This window comes from Corynebacterium vitaeruminis DSM 20294 (assembly GCF_000550805.1).
In the GTDB taxonomy this organism is placed as follows: Bacteria; Actinomycetota; Actinomycetes; order Mycobacteriales; family Mycobacteriaceae; genus Corynebacterium; species Corynebacterium vitaeruminis.
In genome coordinates this window covers 2,849,770-2,864,669 of record NZ_CP004353.1, presented here as the reverse complement: position 1 = coordinate 2,864,669, position 14,900 = coordinate 2,849,770, and the positions used below count along the sequence as shown (strand labels likewise).

The window sequence follows — 14,900 nt, the reverse complement described above, 5'->3', positions numbered from 1 at the left end:
CATGTCTTTTGCGGTTTCCTATGACGAGAACCTTGTCGCCGAACTGGCAACGAGGTTCGACCTGCGCACCCCGAATGTGGAAGCGCTGTCTGCGCTGGTAAAGCGCATTGAGTCGGGCGAGTTCGACCCGCGGGAACCACTGGTGATGAACCTTGCGACGGGTGCCGGCAAGACGTATGTCATGGCTTCGTTCATTGAGTACCTGCGCAGGCAGAGCGTGCGAAACGTCATGGTCGTTACTCCCGGCACGGTCGTTCAAGACAAGACGGTGCGTGACCTTCGAGAAGGCTCGAACCGCTATGTCGGTGGTTTCGAGGTTCCGCCGCGTGTGGTGACCCCGGACAGTATGCGCGAGCTTACTGTTGTCGGAACACAAGAGAACCTGTTTGGCGACGGTGGTGCTTCGACTGTGTTCGTGTTCAACGTGCAACAGCTGTTCCCGCCAAAAGAGGGTGGTAAGTCTGTTGCAACAGGCATGGAAGCGGCACGCCGCAAGGTCTACTTGTTCCAGGAGGACACTGGTGTCTTGGCGCAGCGGCTTATCGACATGGACGACCTCGTGGTCATTGCGGACGAGTCGCACCTGTTTGGCTCGTCGGCGAAGGTGTTCCGTTCGTCGCTGACGAACCTGAAACCTGCGGTCACCGTGGGGCTTACCGCGTCCCCGGACAGCAACGATGACATTGTGTTCAAGTACCCGCTGTGGCGCGCCATTGTGGACGGCTACGTGAAGCAGCCGGTGTTGGTGTACCGGAAGTCTGGTTACGACTCGTCGGAACGCCAGCTTCAAGACGCGGTGTCGCTATTACGCTTCAAAGAAGAGCAGTACGCCGACTACCGCGCCCGTCACCCCGAGGGTAAGCAGACGAAACCGTTGCTGTTTGTGGTGTGTTCCGATGTGAACCACGCAACGGAAACGACGGAATACCTCAAGAACACCCACTTCCCGGACAGCCCGACGTTGGGGCGTTCGGTCTTGCAGGTGGACAACCAGCACGACGACGCAGCGACGCAGGCACTCTTGGCGAATTTGGACGCTGACCACTCGCCTATTCGTGCCATTGTGTCGGTGAATAAGCTGCGCGAGGGTTGGGACACGAAGAGGATCGCGGTCATGTGCACCCTGCGCGCAATGGGGTCGGAGGTGCTGACCCAACAGGTCATGGGTCGCGGGTTGCGGTTGCCGTTTGAGAAGAAGACGAACGAACCGGCTATTGACCAGCTGGACATTATTTCCCACAAGAGCTTCGTGTCTCTTCTTGAGTCGGAGAATGTGCTGCGCGAGTTCGGTATCGAAGAGGACATGCCTAAGCAGCCGACGCTGGTAGACCCCGACGCGGTTCCCGGTGGGAATAGCGTTTCGCCGTTCGGCGGCGGTTTGGAAACCTCAACGGGTGGTGGTTTGCCCACCGAGACGGGCATCGAGACGGATGGCGGTGCGACGTCGCCGTACCCTGCTTCGGTGCCGAACCCGTTGGTCGTTGCTCCTCTTGGTGACGACAAGCCTATTGTGCCGCCTGTTGTGGTGAAGCCGGTGACGGTGAGGGTCAACGAGCAGTTCGCTGACACGTCGTTCTTGTTCCCCACGTCGGCCATGGTGGAGACGAAGCGCGCGTTCGCTTTGGTGGATATTGAATTGCAGGCGGTTGAGGACGCGGCGAAGAAGGTGCATGACGCTAAAGAGCAGTTGGAGCGCACCGCCATTGTCGCTACCGAAGAAGGTAGCCTTGCCGGTGACCAGCTCGACCGCCAGGCGGTGCCGAGTTTCCGTCAGTCTACGGAGGCCGTGAAGCGCGAGTTGATCCGGAGGGTGGTTCATTCACGCGGCATTGAACCGACCAAAGACAACGACACGCAGCTTCGCTTGTCGATTGTTCCGAGGTTCATGGAGGCGACGGGCATTACCCAATGGACGGAGAAGGCGAAGCAGTCTGCGGTGGAGGTGCTGTGTCGCTTGGTTGCCGAAGAGTCGAAGAAGGCCGCGACAAAGAACACGCTGACGGAAGTTGAGGTGCGCCCGCAGCGAGTGCCGGTGACACGCTCGTATGAACTGCCCTTGGGTGAGAAGGTGTTTGAGCAGCTTGCCGTTGGGCACAACGCAACAAAGCAATCCACGGGCTTTATGCCCGGTCGCCACTACGGCACGTGGAACAAAGGTTTGTTTGAGGCCGCAAAGTTCGACTCCTACTCGGCGGAGTATGCGCTTGCGTACATGTTGAACTATGACTCGGACGTAAAGTGGTGGACGCGCATTTACCCAGAGTCCGGAGCGCATATTGCGTACACGACGAGGGACAACTACATTCCCGACTTTGTGGTCTGTGACAAGGTTGGGACCTTTTGGATTATCGAGGGCAAGCGCGAGGACATGCGCGACGACGCGGTGGTGCTGGCCAAGCGTTCTGCGACCGAAAAGGTCTTGAGGATGCTCGTCGCCCACCCGGAGTTCATCGGCCAAGCATGGGGCTACGTGCTCGCCTTCGAGGGCGACATTAAGCGCGCCGAGTCGCTTGCCGACCTCGTTTCGATGGACGGAGTGGTGCGACCGCTCGTGTGAGAGAAAACTCGATCGCCCCTGTCTTCTGCTTCTTCTCGCCGAAGAGTCGACCTAAAAGCAAAAATGGTTAAGTTTCAAATTGCCTGTTCCGGCTTTTCGTAGTCTTGTTAGCCTACGGCCTTTGGTGAACTTCCAGTTCCATCTACCACCTGATGCTGGGCTGCCATTTGCAGCAGGGTAGTGAATGCGACGTGAAGTTGTTGGTGTCAGTGACGGTGGAAAAGTAGCCCAAGAATGACGGTGGAAAAGTAGCCCATCCGAGAAGAATTGGATGGGTGATTTGCATGGATGATTGGGCGCAGATCAGGATTTTGCGCAAAGATGGCATGTCGATTCGCAAGATCGCAGCAACAGTTGGCTGCGCGAAAAAGACGGTAGAGCGGGCCTTAGCCAGCAACACACCTGCGTCGTATTCGAAACGAGCTCCACAAAAGACCGCGTTTGACGAGGTGGAACTGGAAGTTAGGGCCTTGCTCGACGAGGTCCCTGATATGAAAGCCACGGTTATTGCACAGCGCGTCGCCTGGCAGGGCTCGATGTCGTGGTTTAGGGAAAACATCCGGCGAATTCGCCCCGAGTATCTCCCCCACGACCCAGTCGATGCCCTCGACCATAAGCCAGGTGTGCAGATTCAATGTGACCTCATGTTCCCCGATGACGGTATCCCCGATACGCACGGTCACGCGGGGGTGTTCCCGGTGTTGGTGATGGTGGCATCGTATTCCAGGTTCATGGCCGCGTGTGTTCTTCCCACTAGGACAACCGGTGATCTGGTGTCTGGGATGTGGCTGTTGCTTCAGCAACGTTTTGGCGTAGTACCCAAGCAACTGTTGTGGGATCAGAGGGTGTCAAGTTGTTTGTGTGTGGGGCTGAATCTTACATGTATTTGTCGAAGCGGTCGGGGTAGGCCACAGCCATCTGGTTGATGGCGTGTTTCCATCCGGCAACCCGTCCACCTTCCACGAGCCGGCCAGCAGAGGCGGAGACGCGTTTGCCTTCCCTAGCCCGCTTGACTGCTCGTTTGTCTTCGATATGGCAGATCATCAGCCACAGCGTCTTCATCGCTGACTCATCATTAGTGAACTGCACCCTGTTCCGGGTGGCCTTCCGCAGCTCATTATTGAAAGATTCAATCGAGTTCGTCGTATAGATCACCTTCCTCGCAGCCGGTGGGAACTGCAGAAACGGGGTAAACCTCTCCCACGCATCCCGCCACACCTTCACCGACCTCGGGTACTTCTCACCTAGTTCAGACGCCTCGAACTCATCCAAGGCTGCGGCAGCGGTTGGCTCATCCGGTGCGGTGTAGACCTTTTTCAACGCTGCAGATACGGCCCTACGATCCCCGTAGGAAACCCACCTATTTGCCGCCCTGATCAGGTGCACGATACACGTTTGAACCATGGACCCAGGCCAGGTGGATTCCACGGCTTCTGGTAGGCCTTTGAGCCCGTCGCAGCAGACGATGAAGACATCTTTGACACCGCGGTTAGCGAGGTTGGAACACACCTGGGCCCACAACGATGCTCCTTCCTCCTTGGCGATCCACAAGCCCAGGATGTGCTTGATTCCTTCGAGATCCACTCCGATGGCCATGTACGCAGACTTGTTGATCACACGGCCCCCATCACGGACCTTGATTCGCAACGCGTCAAGGAAGATGACTGGGTAGAACTCATCCAACTGGCGGTTTTGCCACACCATGACTTCATCAAGTACGGCGTCGGTAATCGCCGAGATTGTCTCGTGGGAGATATCCACACCCATCGTGGTGGCGAGATGATGCTGGATATCACGGATTGTCATGCCACCTGCGTACAAGCTGATGATCAGATCATCGATATCGGTTAAACGCCTCGAGCCTTTCGGCACCATCGTGGGGACAAACGTGCCAGCTCTGTCTCTTGGGACGTCCACGGTGACCGGCCCGTAGTTCGAGTCAATGGTCTTCGGGTAGCTGCCGTTTCGGTGATTATCCGTACCGACAGCGGCTTTACCGTCTCGATCACCAGCCTGATACCCCAGGTGGGCATCCATTTCAGCGTTCAAACCCCTTGTAATCGAGGCCTGTAACATGCCTCGAACTAGGTCGTTCGCATCAGTGGTAGAGGTACCGAGCTCATCAATCAACTTCGCGATTTCTGGGTTAGCAAGCAGCTTCTGCTCGATTGCGTCAATCTTGGCCTTATCGGCTGGGTCTCGTCGTGCCACAGTCATCATTCTGGTCTATCTCCTTATGCGGGTCGGGCACCCACACACAAACCATCAGACACTCTCTGGGATCACGAATCCGGCATCGGCCAGAAACGCCTCGTCGATCAGGTCGTCGGGTTTTCCGGCACGTTGGGTGTGCGCATCAAACAAGCCCCGCCGAGGGATCCGGAAACGAAAGGCATTGTCGAACGCCACAACGAGTACCTGAAAACATCGTTTTTCCCCGGCCGGCACTTTGCCGATCATCAGGACGCGCAAGCACAGCTTGATGGGTGGATTGACACGATTGCGAACACTCGTGTGCACGCCAGCTTGGCGCAACGCCCGGTAGACCGATGGGTAGTCGACAAGGCTGCTATGAATCCGCTTCCCCCGTATCCACCGCAGACCGGTTTGACCAGGCAGGTACGGTTACCGAGGAACTACTACGTGTCTGTGGACGCTAATCGGTACTCGGTATCGCCTTCAGCCATCGGCAAGATTGTCACCATCTTTGTACAACTCGATCGGGTACTAGTTACCGATGGCACCGGGTTGATTGTTGCCGACCACGAAAGGGTGTGGGGCAAAAACCACACGGTCACCGACCCGCAGCATCAGAGGTTGGCGAAACAGATGCGCCAACAGCTTGCACAACCCACACCGCGTCTAGGAGACATTGTCGTAGAAACGGCGGACTTAAACGTCTATGACCGACTGACCGGCTGGCAGGAGTACTCGGCATGAGCGCCATCAATTACAAGCAAATCGATGCCGAGCTAGCCCACATCGCCACAGTGCTCAAAGCCCCACGCATCCGCAGCACCTACCATGACACGGCCGAACAAGCCCGTGACGGTGGGTGGACCTATGAAGAGTACCTAGCCGCTGTCTTGTCTGTTGAGGCTTCAGCCCGTCAGGCATCAGGGGCGCAGGCACGGATTAAGCGTGCAGGCTTTCCCCACATCAAGACTATTGAAGACTTTGACTTTATGGTTCAGCCAGCCATCGACCGGGCCAAAATCGCCCGGTTGGAGACATCTGCGTGGATTGCTCAAGGCTGCAATGTCATCTTCCTCGGCCCACCCGGGACAGGGAAAACCCACCTGGCCATCGGGCTAGGGGTCATCGCTGCACGGCACGGCCACCGAGTCCTGTTCGATACCGCAGCCGGCTGGGTGCAGCAACTCACCCACGCCCACTCCACAGGTAGTCTGCCGAAACTCTTAGCCAAGCTGGGCCGTTATGACCTCATCATCGTCGACGAGGTGGGCTACATCCCCATAGAAGCCGAAGCCGCCAACCTGTTCTTCCAGCTAGTGTCGACCAGATACGAGAAAGCCTCGCTCATCATGACATCTAACCTGCCGTTTTCCAGGTGGGGTGAATGCTTCGGTGACGCGACTATCGCAGCGGCAATGATTGACCGAATAGTCCACCACGCGGAAATCTTCACCCACAAAGGAAACAGCTACCGCATCACAGGACATGAAGACATACTCCCCTCGATCGCCGCCGAGCGAGAACACCAGATAAACTAACCACACACAAAAACTGGGCTACATTTCAACCGTCGAAACTGGGCTACATTTCAACCGCCGCTGACAGTTGGCCTCTTGTTAGATTTCCAAACCCTAATCCGACGATTGGCTGCTCTTACTACGGCCATATGCCGAGTCTGTGAGCGAGGAATTATTTCGGAAAACACCTGTCGTGTGTCGAGGTCTCAGTAAAGGTGCAAAAGTAGCCCAAATCTGAGGCTTCTTGCCACAGAATTGAGGCTGATATTCAGAACTAGCAGCTGAGCTGTCTGTTCTGAAAATGTCCGAGGGCACCAGTGTCTTGACTTCTCAGCTGATGTAACCGGCAAATCGCATCAGAAAATATGGAGGTTCGGAATGCCAAGGCTGTACTCCTTTAGATTGTTTAGGCTTAGGACCTTTGTATTCAAAGGCAGTCCGGGGCGAATTACTGCGCTTTATGTGTCCGAGTCGTCAAAAAAGTCCTCGTCGATCTCATAAAGCGTGTAGATGCGGTGGGTTTGCACGGCTACGCCGTAGGCAAGCATAAGGCGGGTTAGCTCGATGCCGTCGATAAGGACAATAGTGCCGTGTCGGTAATTGTTTGCAGTAGTTGTTGCAGCTGGTGCGAATTTCGATGAGGTGATGAACACACCTTGATTCGATCCCTTTGAGTCAAGTGCACCAATAAAGTTACGGATCTCTCCGCTGCCAACGTTGTTGCCGTCCGAGTAGCGTTTGGCCTGCACGTATACCTTAGACAATCCAAGAGTATCTTGACGGATAACGCCGTCGATACCTCCATCGCCACTTTGACCAAGATGTTCTTTGGAGCCGTGGGCGCCACCGTAACCCATAGCCCAGAGCAACTCGAGAACGGCCTTTTCGAAGAATGCGGGGGAGGACTCTTGAAGCCGACGCCGAAGATTGGTTTCTACTAGTGAATTGAAGTCGCGGCTCTTGTTGGCCATGATTTCTTCAGGTTCATCAACGTCCACACCGATCGTGGATATAGATGCGGGGAGCTCACTGTCTTGTGGCTTCTTGCGTGTGGAGATTTCCTCCTGGTAGGCGACCCATTTGGGCCATTCCAACAGATCCTTTTCAGAATATGTGGTCAACCCACGCCTATCCACGGCTAAACCATCATCAGTGATTTGGTACCAAGCTCTCTTTGGACGAACAAGAAGACCTGCTTGTGTAAGTGACGATAGTCCCCAATTGATTCGGTTTGCATAGCGCTTCTCCCCTGAAGGCACCCTTTCCGCGCGAGCATCTTGACTAAGCCCAACGAGGTCTGCGACCAGGGTCACGATTTCTTGTACCGGACGAGCCTCCTTGTCATTGAGGACACGAAGGATAAGTGGCCTAAAACCATCAATTGTGGGAATTTGTTCTAGAGTCATGTGCTGAGCCTATCCTTTCGGTTGTCTTGGAAAAATAACTAAAAATAGTTTAGGTAAGACAGAGGACATAGTGCGGTCTTAGTACTTGGATAGGTTGCATACGCGAAACTGGAGCAAGCCGATTGGTCTCGCAGTTAATTCCGCTTGTGGTGTCGCGTGTTTTCTTCCTCCTTAAACTAGCGATTGTTCCGTTTCGATTGCGCGGATCTGCTCGGACTCTTTGCTGATGGCGATGCGTTTTGGCCGGAATCGGTTGGATTTCCGATAGTTACGGGTGTAGTGGAACGGATGCCTAAACGAATACGCTCGCTCTCAATAATGGATTGAGCGATCTTGATTTCGGTGATGTCCTTGGCGTCGTAAATGCGCGCGGATTCTGCTTCCCTGGCAAACTTGTTGAATACTTCACGTTTGTTCGCGACGATTTCAAGCAGTCGTTCGTCTATGGTGTTGCGCCCCGCGATGCGATGGACGTTTACAACGTTAATCTGGCCCATGCGGTGGGAACGCGCGATAGCTTGATCCTCTAAACTTGGTTTGACCTGCACCTCTGTGAAGATGACCACGCTGGAATGTTGGATGTTCAATCCCACGCCGCCAGCTGTGATCTGTGCGAGCAACAAATGACCGGAATTCCCTAGAGCATCGACAAGCTTTTGCCGGCGTCCCGCTGAAACGCTGCCGTCAATTATGCCGACGCTGCATTGGTGAAATTCTCGTTGAAGCAGATCGAGGACATCCCTGAAGTAACTAAAGATGAGGACATTTCGGCCCTCTTCCCTAGCTTCCTCTACAAGCTCTCGGATGCGGGTCATTTTTGCCGAATTGGGCCCGCTGATCATGGCGGCGCGGCGCGCCGCCATCCAAGCACCGTCTACAATCGCTTCGCGATAGATTTCTCGATCTCGTTGGGTGAGCTCAACCCAGTCCGTTGCTTCCACTTTTTCGGGAAGTTCATCGAGCACATCGGATTGGTTGCGTCGAAGATATAACGGGGCAATGATCCTCTTGAATTCTCTGGGGCTCGTGACTTTGCTGCTTTCCTGCCCCATCTCGGGATCTAGCAAAGTTAGCAGGGTGGAAAACTCATCGAGCTTGTTCTCAATGGGGGTTCCGGTCATAAGCATCGCGTACTCTGCTACTTCGAGCTGCTCCACCACTGCCTTGGTTCGCTGGGCCTCAGGATTCTTAATCATGTGGGCCTCATCCACAATCACCATTGTGGGCTCACGAAGATCCAATGTTCTTAAGGTTTCATACGTCGTGATGAGCATGCCGCCCCGAGTATTCCACTCCTTTGAGGCGCTGGCGCGCTGCTGACCATGTGCGACGAATGCCCTCAGCAGCGAGAATTTCTGAATTTCACGCTCCCAGTTGATCAAGAGTGAGGCGGGAGCCACAATGAGGACGCGGGCAGTTCCCTTGCGCATTTTGTTCTTGGCGCAGACATGGGCGGCCGCGGAGATTGCTTGCAGGGTCTTGCCTAGACCCATTTCGTCACCGAGCAGCATTTTGCGTTGTACTACCAAGAACTTTGCGGCAAACAGCTGATAGCCACGGAGGTAGCTGTCACGCATTAAGCTTGTGTCCAGATTAAGTCGGCGAATAGCCTCAATTGTGTCTTTGTCTAAGTACTCGAGGCCCGCGTCCGTCGAATCAACTCCAAGTAGCTTGGCTAGGAGCGCCTGGAATTCTGCAGGACGAGAAAGATAGTCCTTCCAGGCCAAGCTCAATTCACTAGGGCTCCAAGATGCGCGTTGGGTTCTTAGGTTGCAGGCGCCTAGCTTGGTTAGGCTTGTAAGAAGCTCATTTTGATCGGCCTTGGTGGGTGCGACCAGAATGAAATCTCTGGAGCGGCAGTCGACGTTAATGACTAGTCTTCTGAACGGTCTTGCATAAGCATCGAATAGTGGACGAATTCTGTCGGTCGACTCTAGTTTCGTTTGGTATTCGCGAAGTAACGCAACAATTTCCCTCTCGGCTGGGGCACCTGAGCTGCCGATTCTGTAGTCATTTGAGTTGTGTTCTTCGTTGTAAAGCGATTGTGCTGCTGCTTTCATACGCGAGGCGGTTTGCTCGCCGATGCCCGGAATGCTTTGCAGACGATGGAGCTTCGCCCGATACACGTCACCGACGGAGCGGATTCCGCGCTCAGAAAGACCTGAGGGCAAGCGCAATTTTTCGGTGGTTGCTTCGCGTAGTTTCTCCGTTCCAAGACGGTCGATTATTGAAACCGCACGATCGTGGCGCAAGCTTTCTAGAAGCTGGCGGATATCCCTAACGGTGGCGTTTTCCCCACTATCTTGGCTTGGCTTTGATTGGCTCGTGAAATCCTCACATGCTTTAAGCGCACGACCTAGGTGGTCGCCTGCGATCAATGTGACAGAAGCATTCGGAGAACAATGAGCAGCGCGCTTAAGAGAAGCTTCATATTCTGGTTTGAGTTGATACCCTCCCTTGCCAAGAGTAAAGGCCTCTTTTAGCTCGACTTCAATGTTTGGATCCCAACCTTTGACGAAACTGCGCAGCTCGGACCTCGTGGGGTGTTCGAAAACGCTTCTGATGGCTTTTCGATAGCTTTCGAGTTCTGGCCAAGTTGTCGGTTGCGACCATGTAAGCCTTTTGAAGAATCCTTTTGGCGGCGTCGGTACGCTAGTGATCGCAGCCGACCTATAGGCGTTTAAGTCTTCAATCAACTTCGCATTAGCAGAGATTTGCGAGCTGATCTCGTCCATAAGGTTAGGTACATCCTTACGATACTTGCTCCTGATCGCCAAGGTTTCCGGAAGAGTTATCTCATTTGCGGGGATCAAGAGGAAATCTTTGCCTCCTACACTAAGTTGTAGTTTCCGACGGATCGAGAACTTGTTGTTTAGCTTTTCGAGTTCACCTCGAATATTTTCTGCTTGTTCCAGCAGCTCTCGAAGCTTTGTCAGTCTTTCGTCGGTGATATGGACTTGCGAAATCATGGGGAGACGGAGGCTAGGCTTTCTTTCTGGAAATTCAAATCTTAGGTAGCACGAGGCTCTCTACTTGGCTTGCTACGGATTTCGTAATTGCCGCGAGGCCTTAAGACCGTCGTAGAAGCCGGAGTAGAAGAACCGCCTTGAGGGGGGGCGGTGTGAGGGAAAGTGCATTGAACCTCGTGGCGCATAGGCGTGCATGAAGACAGACCCCACCGGATAGCTGGGCCTGTGTCATATAGGTTAGCCTTTATTCTGGCATCGTTGGTCAAAAAGAACCGTCAGATCTGTACGAGATTTGAATGACTCTGGTTAGAGTGTCTCCGCAGGGCGATGGACCTTGCTGGAAAGACATCCGATGTCTCCTCCTCGCCGAGTGGAAAGAGTGTCAAACTCCCCAGCCATGCCTAAGATGCATCCCAGCCGGTTGAGATGCGAGGCCTCCATGTTCTATGAGAAAAATGGAGAACTCTCGCTGATTCCGACCTCCACCGAGATTGGGTTATGACTGCCCATCACCTCGCGCTTGGGTCAGGCAATATGCGTCTCCAACCGAACTCGCTTGGCAGCTACTCAGAATTCAGCCCAAGATTCGGGGGCTTGATACGTCACTTTCAAAGGTTTGGAAACGAGAGAATGCTGGGATCAGAAGTTGCAGGAGAAAAACGCCGGAATCTTCTCAAATTGCGCTCTTTGGGCAGGTAATTCCCTCCGCGTTGTTAAGATCAGTCTGGAATCTTCAGCGATCAGGATGACTTTCAAGAGAAGGAATGAGATGGCGCAGTACGCGGTAAACCAGCATTCGGTTAAGACTTTGCTTAGTTGGATCGAAAGCGACAACATCGCAATCCCCGAGATGCAGAGGCCTTTTGTTTGGTCGAAGACCAAGGTTCGTGATCTCATGGATTCCCTCTACCGTGGTTTCCCCGTGGGGTATCTCATTACTTGGCAGTCAAAGGCTGTGCCGGTCAAAGGCGGCGGGAATGCTGGCTACCAGCATATTCTGATCGATGGACAGCAACGAGTGACGGCCCTGCGGGCGGCAATTGCAGGCGAGGAAGTGATCAACAAGAACTACAAGACAGAGCGGGTGATCATCGCCTTCAACCCACAGACGGAGTCGTTTGAGACGGCCACGCCGGTCCTCAGGAAGCAGCCGGAGTGGATTTACGACATCTCCGAGCAGGTTAACAAGCCCGCGAGCCTTGCCGCGCTTCGTGATTACATGTCCCGAAACCCTGAGGCAGATGAGGACAAGGTTTATGCCTCCTTGCAAAAACTAAATGCTCTAGTTGAGTCGCAGATCGGCATCATCTCCCTCAACGACGATCTCGATATCGAGACCGTTGCCGAGATTTTCGTTCGAATTAACTCAAAGGGCGTTCCGCTCTCGGCGGCGGACTTTGTCATGAGCAAAATCTCCGCGAACGGAGAGCAGGGGCGTAACCTGCGCAAGCTCATCGACTACTTCGCACACCTCGCTGTACACCCGGGAGCCTTCAAGGATCTTGAGCAAGACTCCGAGTTCGCCGCAACGGACTACTGGAGGGCGATTTCCTGGCTCAAGAATGATACGGAAGATCTTTATGATCCCAGTTACGTAGACATCATTCGTGTGGCAGCCATTCTGGGATTCCGTCGCGGGCGGATGAACTCAGTGGTCCGTGAGCTGTCTGGCATTAACCCAGAGACGCGAGAGTTTGAGCCAGAACGTATCCCGTTGGCGTACGACGCCTTTGAGAAGGCGCTATTGAGCTTCGTTAGGCCATATGAATTCCAGAAGTTCGTCGCGCTACTGAAGTCGGCAGGGTTTGTCTCACCGTCAATGTTGACCTCAACCAACGCGGTCAATTTTTCCTATGCGCTGTTCCTTGACATGCGCGCGAAAGGCCACACGGAGGCTGAGATTAATCACACCGTCCGCCGGTGGTGCGTGTTGCTCCAGCTCACAGGGCGCGCGACGGGTTCCTTCGAATCTGCATTCGACCGAGACCTTGCGTCTATCGATAAGCTCGGCCCCGTTGAGGCCCTCAAGCGACTCGAGGAATCGGAGCTCTCGGAAGCCTTCTGGAAGCACCAGCTGCCAGCGCGTCTGCAATCGTCCAGTACGATTAATCCTCACTTCAAGGTGTTTCTTGCCGCTCAGGTAAACCAACGAGCGCATGGTTTTCTTTCACGCCAACACGACGTGCAGTCTCTCATCCAGCTCCAGGGCGATGTTCACCACCTTGTGCCGAAAGGGTACCTGCGTAAGGAAGGACTGAACGACAAGTCGCAATACAATCAGATCGCTAACTTCGCCATGACGGAATCTGGCATCAACATTCGGATTGGTAACCGGACACCAGCCGAATACCTTGGTGAGGTGCGGGAACAAATCGCAACTGGTACCGCGACTCTAGGCGAGATCGTGACCGAAGCCGAGCTAGCCCAGACCTTCGCCGAGAATGCGATACCCATGTCTCTCGAGAACACGGACGTCACCAATTACGAGGCATTCCTTGAGGAACGCCGTGTGCTCATGGCCGAGTACATTCACCGCTACTATGAGAGGCTCTGAGGAGGAGTAGTTGCGGAACCTGATCAACTCTTGGGTTCCCTCTCCCCTAGTCCGCTAACCGTAGGCGTCGTAAAGCAAAAGCAAAGCGGCCCGCCACCGCGAGTCGCTTGCTTACCCTAGGATATCCGCGCTGGCGGCACCGGCGCGCCTGCGGGCGGCAGCACCTTGGGATACTTCCTCGAGGCGGCCGTGGCGCCTGCCGCGAGCGGGGCGACGGCGTCGTCGGAACCGGCGCCACCGGAGGAGCCAGCACGTGGACGCTCAGGTGTGGGGTCCCAGTTGCCCTCGACCAGCCTCTTTTGCGTGAACCAAGCGAGTGCGAGCACCGCGAGGCCAAGCACGGCGATGAGGACGAGGCCGATTGCGCCGCCGGCCTTCGAGGACCAGCCGAGCAGGAGGCCGAACCAGCCGAAGTCGGCGTCGCCGAAGGTGGTGTTGGCGGAGCCGAAGGAGCCGAGCACGCCGAGCAGGAACGCGGGCAGGAAGGTGATGATGAGGCCGTTGGCGAAGGCGCCCAGGACCGCGCCGCGGCGCCCGCCGGTGGCGTTGCCGTAGACGCCCGCCGCGCCGCCGGTGAAGAAGTGCGGCACAAGCCCCGGCAGGATGAGGGCTACGCCGAAGGCCGGGTTGAGCCACAGCGAGAGCACCGCGAGCCCCACGAGCCCGCCGACGAAGGAGGAGATAAAGCCCACGAGCACGGCGTTTTGGGCGTACGGGTAGACGATCGGGCAGTCGAGCGCCGGGATCGCGCCGGGGACCACCTTGGCGGCGATGCCCTGGAAGGCGGGGACGAGCTCGCCCAGGATGGTGCGCACGCCGAAGAGGATCACGGCCACGGCCACGCCGAATTGCAGGCCCTGGGTGACCGATTGCATGAGGTAGTTGCCCACGTTGGTGGCCCCGCCCTCAAAGGCCTGGAAGGCCTCGTCGGTGCCAGCGCGCGCGATGAACAGCAGGGCGAGGACCACGTACATGAGCGCCATGGACAAGGCGGTCGCGACCATGGAGTCGCGCAGGAAGCGCAGGCCCTCAGGCAGCTTGAGCTCCTCGGTGGACTTGGACTGCTTTGCCCCCTTGCCGCCGACCAGCTTGCCCACGGCGCCTGCGGCGATGTAGCCGAGCGAGCCGAAGTGGCCGATGGCGATGGAGTCGTCGCCGGTGATCCGGCGGGTCCACGGGTGCGCAAGCGCGGGCATCGACACCATGAGGATGCCTAGGAGCACGGAGCCGAACAGGATCACGACCCACGAGGCGTAGCCCGCGGGCGCTAACACCATGGTCAGCAGCGTGGCCATGAACAGGACGTGGTGGCCGGTGAGGAACACGTAGCTCATCGGCGTGAACCTGGCCAAGATGAGCGAGACCACGAAGCCTAGGATCATTATCCAGGCGACCTGGCTGCCGAACTGGTCCTGGGCGATGCCCACGATGGCCTCGTTGGTGGGCACCACGCCCTGGGCGCCGGTCGCGCCGGTGATCATGGCGCCGAGCGGTTTAAGCGAGGCGGTGACCAGCCCGGCGCCGGCGCTGATGAGCAGGAAGCCGAGCGTGGCCTTGATCGCGCCGCCGAGCACCTGGCCCGTGCCCTTGCCGAGCGCGGCGAGGCCGACGGCGGTGATGATGCCGATGAGGAAGGCCGGCACGGAGAGAATCTCGTTGACGAGGAAGTTGGCGATGGCGAGTATGACGTCCATGATGGTT

Annotated in this window: 10 protein-coding genes; 5 read left to right on the top strand and 5 right to left on the bottom strand. The window is 55.9% G+C overall.

Annotated elements, in window-relative coordinates; all coding sequences use genetic code 11:
• The first annotated feature begins 1 nt into the window (after window position 1).
• Window positions 2-2,557: a DEAD/DEAH box helicase gene (locus tag B843_RS12845; protein WP_025253891.1), complete on the top strand. Its 2,556-nt coding sequence runs from the start codon at window positions 2-4 to the stop codon at window positions 2,555-2,557.
• Window positions 2,558-2,841: 284 nt separating this feature from the next.
• Entirely contained in the window at window positions 2,842-3,483 is a 642-nt protein-coding gene (locus B843_RS13645; protein ID WP_280512675.1) for a helix-turn-helix domain-containing protein, read from the top strand.
• On the opposite strand, the gene B843_RS12840 is transcribed toward B843_RS13645, so the two are convergent.
• Entirely contained in the window at window positions 3,434-4,774 is a 1,341-nt protein-coding gene (locus B843_RS12840; RefSeq protein WP_210766213.1) for an IS256 family transposase, read from the bottom strand. The two genes, B843_RS13645 and B843_RS12840, sit on opposite strands and share 50 nt — an antisense overlap.
• Window positions 4,775-4,822: 48 nt before the next feature.
• Window positions 4,823-5,029 (bottom strand): hypothetical protein, encoded by a 207-nt coding sequence (locus tag B843_RS14145; RefSeq protein ID WP_244877334.1) that lies wholly within the window; start codon window positions 5,027-5,029, stop codon window positions 4,823-4,825.
• Between B843_RS14145 and B843_RS14330 the strand changes: the two genes are divergently transcribed.
• Together B843_RS14330 and istB are read left to right on the top strand one after the other, a co-directional pair.
• Entirely contained in the window at window positions 4,952-5,497 is a 546-nt protein-coding gene (locus tag B843_RS14330) for a Mu transposase domain-containing protein (RefSeq protein WP_404825237.1), read from the top strand. The two genes, B843_RS14145 and B843_RS14330, sit on opposite strands and share 78 nt — an antisense overlap.
• Entirely contained in the window at window positions 5,494-6,291 is a 798-nt protein-coding gene (istB, locus tag B843_RS12830; protein WP_025252294.1) for an IS21-like element helper ATPase IstB, read from the top strand. Before B843_RS14330 ends, istB begins: the two co-directional genes overlap by 4 nt.
• 437 nt (window positions 6,292-6,728) lie before the next feature.
• Here the strand turns inward: istB and B843_RS12825 are convergent, their stop codons facing one another.
• Window positions 6,729-7,676: a restriction endonuclease gene (locus tag B843_RS12825; RefSeq protein ID WP_025253889.1), complete on the bottom strand. Its 948-nt coding sequence runs from the start codon at window positions 7,674-7,676 to the stop codon at window positions 6,729-6,731.
• 176 nt (window positions 7,677-7,852) lie between these two features.
• Window positions 7,853-10,645, bottom strand: a complete 2,793-nt coding sequence (locus B843_RS13635) for a DEAD/DEAH box helicase (protein ID WP_081751600.1) — start codon at window positions 10,643-10,645, stop codon at window positions 7,853-7,855.
• A gap of 769 nt (window positions 10,646-11,414) precedes the next feature.
• Between B843_RS13635 and B843_RS12815 the strand changes: the two genes are divergently transcribed.
• Window positions 11,415-13,199: a GmrSD restriction endonuclease domain-containing protein gene (locus B843_RS12815; RefSeq protein ID WP_025253887.1), complete on the top strand. Its 1,785-nt coding sequence runs from the start codon at window positions 11,415-11,417 to the stop codon at window positions 13,197-13,199.
• Window positions 13,200-13,315: 116 nt separating this feature from the next.
• Here the strand turns inward: B843_RS12815 and B843_RS12810 are convergent, their stop codons facing one another.
• Window positions 13,316-14,893 carry a PTS ascorbate transporter subunit IIC gene (locus B843_RS12810; RefSeq protein ID WP_025253886.1) on the bottom strand — a complete coding sequence of 526 codons (1,578 nt, stop codon included), beginning with the start codon at window positions 14,891-14,893 and terminating at the stop codon, window positions 13,316-13,318.
• Window positions 14,894-14,900: the final 7 nt, after the last annotated feature.

Excerpts from the sequence above, each read along its gene's own strand:
- B843_RS13645 (WP_280512675.1), top strand. The coding sequence starts at position 2,842 with ATGGATGATTGGGCGCAGATCAGGATTTTGCGCAAAGATGGCATGTCG.
- B843_RS12815 (WP_025253887.1), top strand. The coding sequence starts at position 11,415 with ATGGCGCAGTACGCGGTAAACCAGCATTCGGTTAAGACTTTGCTTAGT.
- B843_RS12845 (WP_025253891.1), top strand. The coding sequence starts at position 2 with ATGTCTTTTGCGGTTTCCTATGACGAGAACCTTGTCGCCGAACTGGCA.
- B843_RS13635 (WP_081751600.1), bottom strand. The coding sequence starts at position 10,645 with ATGATTTCGCAAGTCCATATCACCGACGAAAGACTGACAAAGCTTCGA.
- istB (WP_025252294.1), top strand. The coding sequence starts at position 5,494 with ATGAGCGCCATCAATTACAAGCAAATCGATGCCGAGCTAGCCCACATC.
- B843_RS12840 (WP_210766213.1), bottom strand. The coding sequence starts at position 4,774 with ATGACTGTGGCACGACGAGACCCAGCCGATAAGGCCAAGATTGACGCA.
- B843_RS12810 (WP_025253886.1), bottom strand. The coding sequence starts at position 14,893 with ATGGACGTCATACTCGCCATCGCCAACTTCCTCGTCAACGAGATTCTC.
- B843_RS12825 (WP_025253889.1), bottom strand. The coding sequence starts at position 7,676 with ATGACTCTAGAACAAATTCCCACAATTGATGGTTTTAGGCCACTTATC.